Origin of the sequence: Faecalibacterium sp. Marseille-Q0746 (assembly GCF_017377595.1) — a bacterium.
GTDB classification, from domain to species: domain Bacteria; phylum Bacillota; class Clostridia; order Oscillospirales; family Ruminococcaceae; genus Faecalibacterium; species Faecalibacterium duncaniae.
Genome location: NZ_JAFREI010000008.1, coordinates 46,950 through 61,106, shown reverse-complemented (window position 1 = coordinate 61,106; position 14,157 = coordinate 46,950). Strand labels below are relative to the sequence as shown.

General features: G+C 60.4%; 14 protein-coding genes. 8 read left to right on the top strand and 6 right to left on the bottom strand.

Translation table 11 applies throughout. The features are described 5' to 3' along the window. Nucleotides 1-55 precede the first annotated feature (55 nt). From J3351_RS06340 to J3351_RS06320, 5 genes are all read right to left on the bottom strand, one after another. Nucleotides 56-508 (bottom strand): hypothetical protein, encoded by a 453-nt coding sequence (locus tag J3351_RS06340; RefSeq protein ID WP_207697348.1) that lies wholly within the window; start codon nucleotides 506-508, stop codon nucleotides 56-58. A gap of 89 nt (nucleotides 509-597) precedes the next feature. Further along, nucleotides 598-1,623, bottom strand: coding sequence for a lysylphosphatidylglycerol synthase transmembrane domain-containing protein (locus J3351_RS06335; protein WP_156070498.1), 1,026 nt, complete (start codon nucleotides 1,621-1,623; stop codon nucleotides 598-600). Nucleotides 1,624-1,926: 303 nt separating this feature from the next. Next, nucleotides 1,927-3,528, bottom strand: a complete 1,602-nt coding sequence (locus J3351_RS06330; protein WP_207697347.1) for a glycosyltransferase — start codon at nucleotides 3,526-3,528, stop codon at nucleotides 1,927-1,929. Nucleotides 3,529-3,550: 22 nt separating this feature from the next. Continuing rightward, on the bottom strand, nucleotides 3,551-4,378 hold the full coding sequence (locus tag J3351_RS06325) for a hypothetical protein (RefSeq protein WP_207697346.1): 828 nt from the start codon (nucleotides 4,376-4,378) through the stop codon (nucleotides 3,551-3,553). A 60-nt stretch (nucleotides 4,379-4,438) separates the two neighbouring features. Next, on the bottom strand, nucleotides 4,439-5,599 hold the full coding sequence (locus J3351_RS06320; protein WP_207697345.1) for an acyltransferase: 1,161 nt from the start codon (nucleotides 5,597-5,599) through the stop codon (nucleotides 4,439-4,441). A 376-nt stretch (nucleotides 5,600-5,975) separates the two neighbouring features. Here J3351_RS06320 and J3351_RS06315 point away from each other — a divergent pair, with 376 nt between their 5' ends. From J3351_RS06315 to J3351_RS06300, 4 genes are all read left to right on the top strand, one after another. Next, on the top strand, nucleotides 5,976-7,484 hold the full coding sequence (locus J3351_RS06315; protein ID WP_207697344.1) for a class I adenylate-forming enzyme family protein: 1,509 nt from the start codon (nucleotides 5,976-5,978) through the stop codon (nucleotides 7,482-7,484). Nucleotides 7,485-7,512: 28 nt separating this feature from the next. Continuing rightward, on the top strand, nucleotides 7,513-8,985 hold the full coding sequence (locus J3351_RS06310; RefSeq protein ID WP_207697343.1) for a class I adenylate-forming enzyme family protein: 1,473 nt from the start codon (nucleotides 7,513-7,515) through the stop codon (nucleotides 8,983-8,985). Nucleotides 8,986-9,167: 182 nt separating this feature from the next. Then, the gene (locus J3351_RS06305) at nucleotides 9,168-9,410 is read left to right on the top strand and encodes an acyl carrier protein (protein ID WP_005934955.1); all 243 of its coding nucleotides are present in this window, start codon (nucleotides 9,168-9,170) and stop codon (nucleotides 9,408-9,410) included. A gap of 7 nt (nucleotides 9,411-9,417) precedes the next feature. Continuing rightward, on the top strand, nucleotides 9,418-10,614 hold the full coding sequence (locus J3351_RS06300) for a hypothetical protein (protein ID WP_207697342.1): 1,197 nt from the start codon (nucleotides 9,418-9,420) through the stop codon (nucleotides 10,612-10,614). Nucleotides 10,615-10,665: 51 nt separating this feature from the next. Here J3351_RS06300 and J3351_RS06295 read toward each other — a convergent pair whose 3' ends face one another. Beyond that, nucleotides 10,666-11,628 carry a biotin--[acetyl-CoA-carboxylase] ligase gene (locus J3351_RS06295; protein ID WP_207697341.1) on the bottom strand — a complete coding sequence of 321 codons (963 nt, stop codon included), beginning with the start codon at nucleotides 11,626-11,628 and terminating at the stop codon, nucleotides 10,666-10,668. Between the two features lie 226 nt (nucleotides 11,629-11,854). Between J3351_RS06295 and J3351_RS06290 the strand changes: the two genes are divergently transcribed. The 4 genes from J3351_RS06290 to J3351_RS06275 are packed head-to-tail and all read left to right on the top strand — an operon-like array spanning nucleotide 11,855 to nucleotide 14,110. Further along, complete coding sequence (locus J3351_RS06290) at nucleotides 11,855-12,385, top strand: RNA polymerase sigma factor (RefSeq protein WP_005934952.1); 531 nt, start codon at nucleotides 11,855-11,857, stop codon at nucleotides 12,383-12,385. Continuing rightward, a complete protein-coding gene (locus tag J3351_RS06285; RefSeq protein WP_207697340.1) occupies nucleotides 12,369-12,947 on the top strand; it encodes a hypothetical protein in 579 nt (192 codons plus the stop codon). Before J3351_RS06290 ends, J3351_RS06285 begins: the two co-directional genes overlap by 17 nt. A gap of 10 nt (nucleotides 12,948-12,957) precedes the next feature. Beyond that, nucleotides 12,958-13,635 carry a hypothetical protein gene (locus J3351_RS06280; RefSeq protein WP_207697339.1) on the top strand — a complete coding sequence of 226 codons (678 nt, stop codon included), beginning with the start codon at nucleotides 12,958-12,960 and terminating at the stop codon, nucleotides 13,633-13,635. Then, entirely contained in the window at nucleotides 13,616-14,110 is a 495-nt protein-coding gene (locus tag J3351_RS06275) for a hypothetical protein (RefSeq protein WP_207697338.1), read from the top strand. Before J3351_RS06280 ends, J3351_RS06275 begins: the two co-directional genes overlap by 20 nt. The last annotated feature ends 47 nt before the right edge of the window (nucleotides 14,111-14,157 follow it).

Here is a 14,157-nt window from a genome sequence, read left to right as displayed (position 1 = left end):
TTTTGTTTTGTCCCGGTCGTTGATCAGCCGCATCCCGGGGAGCGGGCAATATTCTTTACACCACCGCATCCCGCAGCAGCTGGTAGATCGCTTCTGCATTTCCATCGGGGGAGCGGAGGAAGACGAATTTTCCGTTTACCTGACAGACTCCGTCTGAATAGACGGTGAAGAGCAGGTTCTGGCTGGCATCGTCTGCAAAGCGCAGGGTGATGGAATGCGCTTCGTAGTCGTGGGAGTAGGAGCGGACATTCTGGTTGAACTTTTGGTAGCAGCTCGCGTTTTGCAGGATCTCGAAAAATGCCTGATAAGTATCATCGCCCGCAGAATAGGCACGGGTGGTGACCACAGAGGGGCTCAGGCTGACGGTATCCTCCACGCTGACAGAGACGGAAGTGCTTTTATTGATGTCAGTTTTCAGGTCAACGCGGCGGTTGGAAACGAATAACAGCACGAACAACACGACCCAGAGAGCCATGATGGCATAAAAACGGAGACTTTTGTTTTCCATAAGGCGTTCTCCCTTGGCGGGCCGCACAGCAGGCGGCCAGAGATCTTCAAAGAGTACGCTCTCATTATAGTGCCGGAACGCGCAGGATGTCAACTGTTCTCCAGATGCTTCTGCGCCGCAAAGGTACCTGCGGCGCTGGCGGCGAACACAAAATAGTAGCTTGCGATGCGGAAGAGCATCAGGGTGCTCATGGCCTCGCCGCTGGTCATAAAGCTGCTGAACACCAGCAGAAAGGCTGTTTCAATGGAGCCCATGCCTGCCACATTGGGCAGGGCATTGGAAAGGAAGAGCATCAGGCTGGTGAGCAGCTGTACCTGCCAGAAGCTCAGCCCGCAGGAAAGCCCCATGAACCGGATGCAGAACCACGGCAGGGTGAACATCAGAAACAGCTTGAGGGTCTGCACGGCAAGGATACGGGCACAGCGGCCCTTGTCGGCCAGCAGGAGGCGGCTCTCGGTGGCCAGGGTGTCCAGCTGCTCCAGCCACTTTTCCCGGCGGGTCTGCCATGGTTCTGTTTTGGGCAGAAAGCCCATGGCCCAGCGGGCCAGCCGCTGCACCAGCGGCGAGACACAGAGCAGCACCAGCGTCACGATGACCAGCGCCACCACGCAGTAGGCGGCGGGCAGATAGTGCATCACGCCGGAGGTGTTGGCGGCGAGCCACCGGTGCTGCAGCAGGAGCATCACAGTGGCATAGAGCAGAACGGTGGTCTTGTGGAATACATATTGCAGGGTCATCAGGCCCACACCGGGGCCCAGCGGCAGGCCGCAGTGGTAGAGATAGTAGGACTCCATGGGCACAGCCCCGGCACCCAGGCCGACCACGTTGCCAAAGGTGCCCACAAAGGCGGCATCCAAGCCGCGCCGCAGGGTGAAGCCCGGCAGGCGGCAGCGGATGATGAGCCAGCAGACGATTCCCTCAAGCAGTGGGTATGTCAGGCCGATGGCCAGCACCAGCAGCACCTGCCAGAAGGAGAGCTGGGCCAGCGCGGTCGAAATCTCGGCCCAGTGGCTGCTGAAGATGAAAACCACTACACAGGTCAGCGCCAGCAGTACCAGCAGAGAAAGGATCGCCTTTTTGCGGGAGGGCTGCTGGGGGGTGTTGGTCTGTTCCATGGGACAAGGCTCCTTTCACGATACTGCTTGCAGTATAACACAGAGGAACCTTGTTTTTGTGAACTGAAACAAAATTTTTCTCGTCACTTTGTGTGATATGATAAAAAAGAACCTCTCGGGCTTACTTCGTTCGCCAAGCCCGGGTTGCGGCACCCAGCATCCACTTCGTGTTGGAAACAACACTTGTGTCTTGCTGGCCGCAGCCCCAACAGCAACGCCCTTTATCCGCCACTGGCGGCGGTTGTTGCTGTTGCCCCTATGAGGAGAGGTGGCATTGCGAAGCAATGACGGAGAGGTTTTGTGTTACTTTTTCGCTGTCAAATCTTCCACAGCAGCCCGGAGCGTCTGCTCAAAAGCCTCCTTGGAATAATACTGCTCGTACATTTTACGGCATTCTGTCCGCATGGAGGCCAGCTCTTCCGGGTGTTCAATGGCGTGCTCCAGCAGGACAGCCAGCTGCTGCGGGTCGTCGTCGTGGTAAACGAAGCCGTTCCGCCCCTCGGAGATGAGCCCGGCGGTGCCGGTGTGCTCCGACACGATGGATGGCTTGCCGAAGATCAGACCCTCGGTGACAAAGGTGGGCATGGGGTCATCGCGGGAAGCACAGACCAAACCGGTGCACTGCTCCATCAGGCTCTTGATCTCGTCACGGGTGAGCCGCTTGCAGTAGTACACGTTTTCCGGGTAGTCTGCGGTCAGGGTGCGGACGGAATCCATCATCTCCTTGTCAGCGGCCTGGCCCACAAAGAGGAAGGAGGCCTTCTCCCGTACCTCGGGCGGCAGCAGGCGGATGGCCTTGCAGAAGATATCGTGGCCCTTACGGCGCTCAAAGGAGCCCACCGTGGCAAACAGCGGGCGGCCGTGGTTGTAGCCCAGATCGGTGCGGACAAAGTTCTCTGCCGCGTAATCGGGCAGGCCGTAGATGAGCGGCCGGATCTCGAACTCGGGCCGCACGACGTGCATGGCGTTGGCGGCGTGGCTGCCCACCGAGTAGACCCGGACATTCTCTCCCAGCTGGGTGGGGATCTGGTGGGCAATGTGGGGATAGCCTGCAAAGGCATCGTGGAGCCACCACAGCACCGGCACGGCGGTGCCGCTCAGGGCACGGACAGCCCGGGCCATGACCACCGTGTTGGCGATGACGAAGTCGGCACAGAGAGCCATGCCCCAGGCATCGGAGACATTGCGGCAGGACGACCGGGTGATGACCGAGGCCCCGGCATCCAGGAAGAGATGCAGGGAGCCGCCGTCACTGGGGCCCAGCACGAGTACCTCATACCCCATGCTGCGCAGCACCGGCACGGCACTCACCAGCACGATGGGCGCACCGGTCATATCCAGCACATGGCTCATAATAAAGGCACGTTTGCCGTGGGCCGAAAACGCATCCTCGGCGCAGATGCCGCGCTCGTAGTGGAGCAGGGCCTGCGGAATGAGAGCGGGCTTAGTGCAGAGCTGCGCGGCCAGCGCCAGCAGCTCGGGCACATTTTCGGGGTCATGGGCGGCGGCGCGGCAGCGCTCCAGCAGGGCGCGGCTGACCACGGCGCAGCGGTTCTGCGCCTGCAGCGGCTGGCTCTGATAGAGGGCAGTCGCCCCGCCAAAGCCGAACACAGCGTTGCAGACGGCGTAATCCGCACCATCCTGCAGGGCTTTGGCAAAGTACATCAGGGCGGTGGACATCAGCTCCACGTCCTCGGCGGCCAGAAACACGCCGTCCACGCTTGCGGTCAGTTCCCCGTCCAGCCGCTCCACCAGCCGGAACTTGCGGTGGAGCTGGTCGGTCAGGGTGGCTTTCAGGGCCGTGCTGCGGGCCGATGCGCAGACCAGCAGATAGGTGCTCTGGGTGTTGCTGTACTCCTGCAGGGCCAGCTGACGCTGCTGCAGGGGGGTGTAATTGTTATACATGGCTGTTCCTCCGTTCCGCTTCTCAGTTTCCACGGTGGAACAGGCGCATCAGGCTGCGGATGGGAGCAGTGAGCTTCCAGCTTTTACTGGAAAACACGCTTTCCAGCGAGGTCTCGTAGGCATTGCTCCGGGCCTGCAGATCGGCGTTTTTCTGGTGCAGCTGTGCGATCTCCTGCTGCAGGGCGGCCACCATCTGCTGCTGGGCCGCGGCATTCTGCTCCAGCTGCTGGATATGCTGTTTTTCGCTGTCCTTGCGCAGCTGGAGCTGCTGCACGCCCTGCAGCACGGCGCAGAACAAAGGCTCGTCTGTCAGGGTCTCCAGCGGGAAGTAGCCATAGCTCACCACCAGCTTCATCCCGGCGGGGTAGTGGGTGGTGCCCTCCAGCCGGTAGTTGGGGTCATCGCCCAGAAACAGGGTGCTTCCACCGGAAAGGTTCAGGCCGTTGGTGGGCACGCAGATGATGCGGTCGTCTGAAAAGATCAGGTTGGTGATGCAGCAGGGCAGCTCACCCGGGTCGAACCGCAGGGCCTGCACGGCCACCGGCAGCTCAAAGGTCGCGGTCACAGCACCGGTCAGCTCGTCGGTGGTGCAGTCGGGCGCGGTCAGGGTGTCCTTTTCCGAAAAGCCGAAGCCTGCATCATAATAGAGCAGCGGCTGCAGCAGAGTGGGCGAGTCAGTATGCATCTCGCGCTGGGGGTGTGCCGCAAGGTAGGACTGCACCTTCTGTTCCAGGGAAAGGCAGCGCTCTGCCAGATGGGAAGCACCTTCGTCCGAAAGCTTGAGCTGCTGTTCCAGCTCGGCGATCTTTTCCTGCAGAGCCGCAGTGTTCTCAGGAGCTGCGTTGTTCATAACCGGATTCTCCTCATAATATTATTTCACTTCAGCAGAGGGTGCACCCTCTGCAAAAAATCAGTGTTTTGCCGCAAAATGACGCTCAGGCGCTTCGGCGCGGGCGCTGCGCCGGCGGGGCGCTTCCGCCGCCTTCTGCTCCCGGCGGGAGGTGAGCCAGAACTTCAGGTCCCGGCGGCGCACCAGCAGCTCGCAGATGAGCAGGGTGGAGCCCAGCGAAAGGGTGAACTGCAGCACCATGCCCAGCACCGGGTGAGCCGCAAACTTCTGGGGCATCAGATACCAGGGAATGGCCGTGAGCTCCACGGTGTGGACGCAGAAGATGAACAGCGAACGGCGGCCAATGGCCTGAATGGCGTGGGTGACAACGTTCTCCACTCTGCGCTGGAACCAGATGACGATGGAAAGGATGCCCAGGCCCGTCACGGCATCCAGCAGGATGCTCACGGGGCCGAAGGTCCACTCGGCCATCGAGACGCAGTCGGTGCTCTTGGTAAGAAGCACCAGTGCGGCCACAGCCAGCGCTGCCGCGATCATCCCGCCGCGCAGACGGGGCGAGAGAGGCTGTTCAAAGATCTTATGCTTCTTGACAAGGTAGCCCACATACAGAGCCGGAACGGTGACCATGCCCTGGCCGATGCAAAAAGGAGCCTCCCAGGTGATGCAGATGCCCCAGCCTAACAGCATGGTACCCAGCACCGCCCAGTTTATGTACTGCTCCGGGAAGATATTCAGGATGAGATCCAGCAGGATCCATGCGATCATCAGCGAGAGCAGATACCACATGGGGCCGCAGGAGAAGAACAGCTGGCCGAAATAGGTGGCCGTGTGGGGCAGGCCCAGTGCAAAGCCGCCCAGCACCTTGTAGGTCTCGTAGGTGGCGTTGTGCAGGCTGCCGAACAGGCTGTAATGGATGATAAAATGGAACACGGTGGTGGCAATGCCTGTATAGATGTAAGGCTTGAGCAGCGTTTTGAACTGCTGGTCGATGCACTTGCCGATGGAGCGCTTGCGGAAGCCGTAGCCGCTGGCAATGTAAAAGGCCGCCATCAGGGATTCGCGGTAGGCGAACATGCAAAAGGTCAGCGGGTTGATGTGGCTGGCATCGCCCATGGGGTAAAGCTCGCCGGTGTGGGCAAAGACGATGGTCAGCATGCCGACACCCTTGAGCAGATCGAACATGCCCAGCGAATTTGCGGCACGGCGTTTGGTTCCCTCCATAAAAAGGTCCTCCTCTGCGCCGCACCCCGCCCCGGGATGGCAGAATTGCCGGATTTTTGGCGCATCATGTTAAAAATTAGAGATATTTATAATAAGTATAATGCTTTTTGCCCTTGCTGTCAATCAAACGCAGGGAGAAAGCACGGTGGGCAGATACCGGGAAAAGTGTACCACACTCACGGCCTGCCCGCAACAAAAGGCAGGATTTACATCCGGGTGCACAGATTGACTGCAAGTTTAAGTTGCATATTTGTGCAATTAAATCTTGCATTTAAGCCCTCTATGCGGTATACTCTAGGCTAGAGTGCCCAGAAGATTCCATTTGGCGGAAACAAAAGGGAATGATTTAGCAAAAATAAACAGGGAGTGTAAAATAATGGCAAACAAGGCTTGTAACGAAGTTGTGACCGTGGCAAATATGCCGATGACCGTTTTTGATATGATCTCTGCGATGCAGAATAAGTATGCTGACCGTGTGGCGTTCCGCTATGTGGAAGGCAAGGACACGGTGGTGGAAAAGACCTACGCTCAGTATGTGCAGGATATCCGCAAAGCGACCGGCTACCTGCAGCAGGAGCTGGGCGAGCCCAAGGGCAAGAAGATCGTCATCCTGAGCCGCACCAACTATGAGTACGGCGCGGTCGTTTTCGGCACCATGATGGCAGGCGCTGTCATCGTGACCCTGAACCAGGGCAAGACCTGGGCCGAGCTGGAGTATGAGCTGGGTATGGTGGAGCCGGACCTCATCTTCAATGATGGCATCGATTACGGCTACCGCGCCCAGCTGGAAGCACTCTACGGCGCTCGGCTCCGCCCCATGGATGCCTGGACCGCTGCCCCTGAGGCTGAGATGGTCAACCGCATCGACCACGAGGGTTTGCTGATGCTGATGTTCACTTCCGGCACCACCGGCCGCAGCAAGGGCGTGATGCTGAGCGAGAAGAACTACTTCACCGCCTGCCAGATGTACATCGATGGCCTGAAGTCCGTCCTTGACTATGAGGAGCGGCTGGTACCCCAGTACCTCGACCAGACCTTCAGCCACTTTACGCTGGTGCCTATGTTCCATCTGGCCGGTTTCATCTGCTACTTTGTCTATGGCGTGCAGGGCTGGACCCTGAATCTCTGCTGTGATGCCCGCGACCTGCGCCGGGATATGAGCCTGATGCACAGTGATGCCATGTCTACCCCGCCGGTGCTGGTGGAGATGATCTGCAACGAGGTCAAGCGCGGCCATGCCGACCGCCTGAACGGTCTGTGGAACCTGAGCTGCAGCTCTGCCATTCTTGACCCCGCCATTCTGAGCGATCTGGTGAAGAATGGCTTCTACATCAACCAGTGCTACTCCATGACCGAGCTGGCCGGCTATGGCCTGCTGAACGTGACCCAGGAGGGCGACCACCTGCGTGCCCTGGGCAAGCCGGACGGCTTCTGTGAGGTCAAGGTGGGCGAGACCGGCGAGATCTGCGTCCGCGGCGGCTGCGTGATGCTGGGCTACTATAAGAACCCCGAGGCCACTGCCGAGACCATCGACAAGGACGGCTGGCTCCACACCGGCGACCTGGCCCGCGTGGACGAGGAAGGCTACTACTATATGACCGGCCGCAAGAAGAACCTCATCATTCTGGACAGCGGCGAGAACGTCAGCCCCGAGGAGCTGGAAAAGCTGCTGGGTAAGTGCGATGCCATCAAGGAGTGCATCGTCAAGGAGATGGGCAAGAAGATCGGCACCGTGGTCTGCTGTGAGGATGACAAGCAGCAGCAGGTGAAGGCTTTTGTCACCGAGCTGAACCGCACCCTGCCCATGTACAAGCGCATCTCCGTGGTGGAGTGCAGCGCCGAGCCCCTGCCCCGCAACGCGCTGGGCAAGCTGCTGCGCAGGTAAAATCAAACGGGAGAAAAAGGAGCAGACCATGGTAAACAATGTCTATGATCTTGTCACCCGGACAATGGAGCAGGAATTCCCCGGGCGGGTGGCCTTCCGCTGGGTAGAGGATGCCACCGGCACCGTGAAGGAAAAGACCTATGCCGAGTATGCACAGGATATCCGCCGCGCCGCTGCCTGGTTTGCCCAGAACATCCCGGAAGTGGAGGGCAAGCGGGTGGTTCTGTTGAGCCGGAACTGCTATGAGTACGGCGTGAATACCTTTGGCGCTGTGCTGGCCGGGGCTGTTCTGGTAACGATGAACCAGAAAAAGACCTGGGACGAACTGAGCTGGGAGCTGGAGCTGGCAGAGCCTGCCCTCATCCTGAACGATGGGGTGGACTACGGCTGCCGTGAGCAGCTGGAGGCTGCGTATGGGGAACGCTTGCGGCCGATGGATGTCTGGAAGGACACCGCGCCCGGCGGGCTGGAAAAGAAGATCGACCCCAATGCCCTGATGGTCATGCTGTTCACTTCCGGCACCACCGGCCGCAGCAAGGCCGTGATGCTGGCAGAGCGGAACTTCTTTACCGTGATGCAGATGCACGTTGCCATGGGCGACCACTTGCTGGACTTCAAGCACCGGCAGCTGCCCGAGGATAAAAACGATGTCCTGAGCAACTTTGCCATCCTGCCCCTGTTCCATCTGGGCACCTTTATCTGCCTGTTCTCCTGGCCCTTCAAGGGCTGGGCCCTGAACCTTTGCAGTGACCTGCGGAATTTCTACCGGGATCTGGGGCTGATGCACAGCGATTCCATTGCCGTGGCCCCGGTGCTGATGGAGAGCATCTACAAGGATGTTAAGCGCGGCCGCGCCGATAAGCTGAACGGCCTGTGGAACCCCTGCGGCAGCTCTGCCATGTTCGACAGCGAGCTGCTGCTGGGTCTGGTGGAAAACGGCATGTACATCACCCAGTGCTACGGCATGACCGAGACCTGCGGCGATGGTCTGGTGAATTACGCCCAGGCAGAGCCCCATATCCGGGCGCTGGGCAAGCCGGACGGCCACTGTGAGTACAAGCTGGATGAGACCGGCGAGATCTGCATCCGGGGCGGCTGTGTGATGCTGGGCTACTATAAAGACCCCGAGGCCACCGCCGAGATCATCGACAAAGACGGCTGGCTCCACACCGGCGACCTGGCCCGTGAGGACGAGGACGGTTATTACTATATGGTGGGCCGGAAGAAGAACCTGATCATTCTGGGCACCGGCGAGAACGTCAGTCCCGAGGAGCTGGAAAGAAAGCTCAACGCCTGCCCTGAGGTGCAGGAGTGCGTGGTCAAGGAGATGGGCAAAAGGATCGGCGCGCTGATCTGCTGTGCCGAGGAAAAGCAGGCGGAGGTCCGGGCCTTTATCACCGGGTTGAACCGTACTCTGCCGCTGTACCAGCGGATCACGGCAGTGGAGTTCAGCGCCGAGCCCCTGCCCCGCAACGCCATGGGCAAGCTGCTGCGCAGGTAAGCGCGGAAATTGTAAAAAAAGCGCAAAACCGGGCGGCCGGTGTGTTGCATTTCCTCCATAAAACAGGTATTATAAAACACAGGAATGCCCCGCCGGCTGGCTAAACCGGCCCGGCGCGTGGCATACTGAAACTGCGCCCTTGCAGGCGATAAAAAATCCCTCACGGAAAGGAAGATTTTTTGATGGAAAGAGCAGAAATCATGTCTCAGATCCTGGCAATTCTGGAGGATGTGGCAGAGATCTCGCCCGAGGATGTCAACGAAAACAGCGTGATGATGGATGATCTGGATCTGTCCTCTATGGAGATCCTGACCGTCGTGGCCGATCTGGAAGAGACCTTTGGCCTGCGCATCCCCGAAAAGGAGCTGCGCAACTTTGTGACCATCGGCGATCTGGCCGATTATCTGGCCGAGAACGCGGGGTAAATTCCGGATGAATGCAGAGCAGCGTGCGGTGTTTCAGGGCATCGTCTACTACTACCGCGAAAATCAGGTCCTCTGCCGCTATCAGGCCACGCTGAAGGAGGCCGTTGCCCCGGCCCTTCTGCAGCAGGCACTGGATGCGGCCCGCCCGCTGGCAGAGTATTATTTCTGCCATGTGGTGTGGGAAAAGCGGGAGGCCCGTCTGGAGCCCAACACTGCCCCCTGCCGTGTGCGGCAGGGCAGCACCCAGCCAAAGATCCCCGAGGAGACGAACGATTATCTCTTCTCGCTGGGCTATGAGGGAAACACGGTCTATCTGGACTGGTTCCACTTCCTGGCCGATGGCCGGGGCAGCGCGCCCTTTTTCACCCTGCTGCTCAAGCTCTACTGCAACCTGCGCTCCAACGCCGGTTTTGTGTGCGAGGCCCTTGCCTCTGACCCGCCCTACGATGTGGAACAGCTGCTGGCCCGCTACCCGGAGAGCCAGGTGGCCAACGACATGCAGAAGGACGTGCTGCAGATCCACGAGGGCACGCCCCATTTCCAGCGGCTGCGGCTGGACAGGCAGAGCCTTGTGGATCTGGCGCAGAAGGAGGGCGTGAAGCCCTTCAGCGCCCTCATGGGGCTGACCTGCCAGGCAGCACAGCGGTATCTGGAAAAGAACGACCTTGTGTACAGCTATGCCGCCGACACCCGTGCGGCGCTGGGGGTGCCGCATGCCCTGTACAACTGCATTGCGTCCTTTCAGCTGTCCCTGCGGCTGGAACCGCAGGCCCGGCTCCACAGCTTTGCAAAGCGGCTCGACCATGAGATCCGGGAAAGCCTGACCCCGGAGCGCCGCCTGTTCCGCATGGCCGAACAGATGGGCTGGGTGTATCAGGTGTTCCGGCAGAAGGCCGCGCTCAAGATCAAGAAGCGTGTGTTCCAGATGGGCGAGTACATCAGCGGCTTCCCGGCAGATTTCTGGGTCAGCTACATCGGCAGCCCACTGCTGCCGCACAGCCCGGAGCTGGAAGCGTACCTGACCGATTTCCAGACCTGGGTGCTGCCGGACGGCGCATCCCTTGCAATGGAGGTCACCAGCCTGCACGGCGTGCTGACCTGCTGCATTGAGAACAAGGTGGACAAGCCCGGCTACCTCGAGGCCCTGCGCGACGTGATGGAGCAGGAGGGCATCAGGGTGCTGGAAGCGGTACATATCTCTTAAAAGAAAATGACCCTTTCCGTCATGCGTCGGCGTGGCGGAAGGGGTCATTTTTTATATTGTGGAGGTGGGCCGGATGCTGACCTCGCCGTGCTGCAGGGCAATCTGCCTGCCGCCCTCGCGCTCCACCACCAGACGGCCCGCATCGTCAATGGAAAGGGCCTTTGCGGCATAGGTCTCGGCCCCGGTGCAGACGGTGACCCAGTGGCCCGGCACAAAACAGCGGGCCCGGTACTCGTCCAGACAGTCGAAGGCCGGGCAGAGGGAGAGCAGCTCCCGGGCAATGGCCCCGGCCAGCACCGCCCGGCTCACGGGTGCGGGCCCGCCGGGGTAAAGGCTGCCTGCCGTGCGGGCCAGCTCCTCGGGCCAATCGGCAGGGGAGGTGGTCAGGTTGAGGCCGATGCCCACCACCAGCCATTCCAGCTGGCCGCTCTCCATGTCGGTCCCGGCTTCGGTCAGGATGCCGCAGACCTTGCGGCCCTGATAGTAAAGGTCGTTCACCCATTTGATGCCCAGTTCCAGCCCGCACAGGGCCTTGACAGCCCGGGCCACGGCCACCGCTGCACTGATGGTCGCGCTCTGGGCATCGGCAGCAGAAAGGGTGGGCCGCAGGATGAGGGAGAGGTAGACCCCCTTCCCGGCAGGGCTTTCAAACCGCCGCCCCAGCCGCCCGCGCCCCGCCTGCTGATGGGCCGTGAGCACCAGCGTGCCGTGGGGTGCACCGCCCAGTGCCAGCTGCTTGGCCGTCAGGTTGGAGCTTTGCAGCGTGTCGTAGATGTGAATGGGGGCGGGGTAGGGGCCCACTGCTTCGGCGCAGAAGGGGTCACCGCCTGCCAGCCGGTAGCCCCGGCGCGGGGCGGAATCCAGCGCGTATCCCTGGGCCAAAAGCGCCTGTGCCGCCTTGTGGACAGCCGCGCGGCTCACGCCCAGCGCTTCGGCCAGCTGCTGGCCTGAGATATAGGCTCCCTCTGCCGCCGAAAGCGCCTGCAGCAGGGCCTGTTTGGTGCTTCTATCCATGGAAACCGCCTCCTTCTTGTGCTATAGTAGTAATAGTATAGCATAACTTGAGGCATTGCAAAAGAAGAACCTCTCAGGCGCTTTGCGCCAGCTCCCCTAATAGGGGAGCCAAGCAGCGCAATGCCGGAGAGGATTATCCGTTTTTATTTTTCAAAATTTTTGCAGGAAAACCGCGCTCTGTTTCGTATTCAATTACAGAGCGGCAGGAAAGGAGGGATGCGGACCGTTGACAACACTGGAATTCAATGCGCTGGTGCGGCAGTATCAGGGGCTGGTCTACACGGTCTGCCACCAGCTGGTGCCAGACGAGGGCGATGCCCAGGATCTGGCACAGGAAACCTTTCTGGCCGCATGGCGGGCCATTGACCGCTGCCCGCCCGGGTACGAAAAGCAGTGGCTGGCGCGTATCGCTTCCAACAAAGCCAAGGACTACCTGCGCAGTGCGTGGGTGCGCCGGGTGAACACCCCGGGAGATGATATCCTTGCACTGGAAGGCGCGCCGCCCGGCTCCGACCCGGAGCAGCAGGTGCTGGATGCCATGAGCGAGGAGACCCTGACCGGGAAGATCCTGGGGATGCGGGAGCCGTACCGCACCCCCTGCCGCCTGATGCTGCTGGAGGGCCGCACCGCCGCCGAGGCGGCAGCCCTCTGCGGCAGGCCCCAAAAGACGGTGGAGGCGCAGATCTACCGGGCAAAGAAAATGCTGGCGGAGCAGATCCGTCAGGAAAGGAGGAGCGAAGATGGAATTGTTTCGTGAAGATGGCTGCATGACCGACGCGGGCTTCCGGGCCATGATGGACGGCCAGCTGGATGAGCTGGGCAGGCTGGAAGCCGCCGAACACCTCTCCTATTGTGACCAGTGCATGGACCGTTACACGGCCCTTTTGACCGCCGATGCACTGGAAAAACCGCCAAAGAGTGTGCAGGGCGCGGTGATGGGCACGATCTGGGCCCGCCTGATGCAGAATACCTATGGCAGGGCTGCCGTGGCCGGTGTAGCCGCTGTGCTGGCCCTGACCCTGTGGCGGAGCGGGGCGCTGCAGCAGATCATCCAGTATGGTGCCGGGCGGGAGACCGTGCTGGAGACCGACCAGAGCCAGCTCTGGGAACCCGGCCAGAATGACCCGGCCCCGGAGAACACCCCGCAATACCGTCCCATTGAGGACGACCGACCGCAGTCCGCGCCGGAACAGCTGGGGAGACCCGTGGAGACAAAACAGGACCGCCGCTATGCCGGCGAAGGCTCCTCTTTGCTCCACAAGCTGCTCACGGATGTGACCGATAAGATCGCGGGTAACACCCCGAATACAGAGAAATGAGGGAACGATTATGAAGAAAAATGGCATCCTGACCCTGCTGTTCGCCTTTATCCCGGGCGCGGGCCAGATGTATCAGGGATATATGAAGCGCGGCCTTTCGCTGATGCTGATGGCGGCTGCCATCAGCATGGCAGCCATGCTGATCCCGCCCATCGCGTTTGCGCTGCTGGTGGTGTTCATGTACAGCTTTTTCGACACCTTCAACCTGCGTGCCCAGATCAGCATGGGCACCGCCCCGGAGGACGATTATCTGGTCCACTTCGACCCGCAGGATAAGCGTCTTGCCCGGATGATGATGGACAGCCACAAGCTGGTGGGCTGGTGCCTGATCGCCATCGGTGCGCTGATCGCCTACGAGCAGATCATTATGAACACGCTGGGCGATATTCTGTGGCGCTGGGGCCAGAAGGCTCCGGTGTGGCGGGCCATCTATCTGGTGATGGATCAACTGCCCGAGGTGGTGCTCTGCGTGGCGCTGATCCTGTGCGGCATCTGGCTGGTGCGGGGCCCCAGGGCAAAGAAGGCTGCTCCGGAAGCTGCACCGGAGGAAACCGATTTTCAGGAGTATCAGCCCGAAAAGAAGATGCCCAGCCTACTGGATCACTTTGCCCGCAAGGCAGAGCCGGATACGACCGGCGAGGTGACCCTTGACCCGGAGGATGAAGACAATGGACGAGAAGAAGAATAACACAGCAGAGCGCCCGGCCCCCAAAGCCCCGGAGAGCGCCCCGGTGCGCCGGGTGGGCACCCTGACGCTGGGTGTCTGCCTGATCGTCTGCGGCGTGCTGTTCCTCTGCTATTTCTTTGTGCCGCATTTCAACTGGGACCTTGCGCTGAAGATCGCCCCGGCGGCAGGGCTGATCCTGCTGGGGTGCGAGGTGCTGTATTTTGCCGCAAGGCCTCAGCGCTGGAAGTACGATTTCCTCTCGGTGTTCCTCTGCATCGTGCTGATGGTCAGCGCCTTTGGCGGGGCCTGCCTGATGGCAGCCTTTGATTTTGCCCTGCACCGGGAGGAGTTCTGGATCGAATACGATGCCCGGCAGGAGCGGGACTTGGATGATGCGGAAAGCGACCGCCTGCGCCTTGATCTGGACGAGGGCACCGGCCCGGACCTCGATGAGGAAAATGAGGACAGCAGCGCGGCCTCCCACACGGAAGTGTGAGCCATACAAAAAACATATCACAGCAATACAAAAGATACCTTTTACAG

Coding starts and splice junctions, on each gene's coding strand:
- J3351_RS06340 (WP_207697348.1), bottom strand. CDS start 508: ATGGAAAACAAAAGTCTCCGTTTTTATGCCATCATGGCTCTCTGGGTC.
- J3351_RS06335 (WP_156070498.1), bottom strand. CDS start 1,623: ATGGAACAGACCAACACCCCCCAGCAGCCCTCCCGCAAAAAGGCGATC.
- J3351_RS06330 (WP_207697347.1), bottom strand. CDS start 3,528: ATGTATAACAATTACACCCCCCTGCAGCAGCGTCAGCTGGCCCTGCAG.
- J3351_RS06325 (WP_207697346.1), bottom strand. CDS start 4,378: ATGAACAACGCAGCTCCTGAGAACACTGCGGCTCTGCAGGAAAAGATC.
- J3351_RS06320 (WP_207697345.1), bottom strand. CDS start 5,599: ATGGAGGGAACCAAACGCCGTGCCGCAAATTCGCTGGGCATGTTCGAT.
- J3351_RS06315 (WP_207697344.1), top strand. CDS start 5,976: ATGGCAAACAAGGCTTGTAACGAAGTTGTGACCGTGGCAAATATGCCG.
- J3351_RS06310 (WP_207697343.1), top strand. CDS start 7,513: ATGGTAAACAATGTCTATGATCTTGTCACCCGGACAATGGAGCAGGAA.
- J3351_RS06305 (WP_005934955.1), top strand. CDS start 9,168: ATGGAAAGAGCAGAAATCATGTCTCAGATCCTGGCAATTCTGGAGGAT.
- J3351_RS06300 (WP_207697342.1), top strand. CDS start 9,418: ATGAATGCAGAGCAGCGTGCGGTGTTTCAGGGCATCGTCTACTACTAC.
- J3351_RS06295 (WP_207697341.1), bottom strand. CDS start 11,628: ATGGATAGAAGCACCAAACAGGCCCTGCTGCAGGCGCTTTCGGCGGCA.
- J3351_RS06285 (WP_207697340.1), top strand. CDS start 12,369: ATGGAATTGTTTCGTGAAGATGGCTGCATGACCGACGCGGGCTTCCGG.
- J3351_RS06280 (WP_207697339.1), top strand. CDS start 12,958: ATGAAGAAAAATGGCATCCTGACCCTGCTGTTCGCCTTTATCCCGGGC.
- J3351_RS06275 (WP_207697338.1), top strand. CDS start 13,616: ATGGACGAGAAGAAGAATAACACAGCAGAGCGCCCGGCCCCCAAAGCC.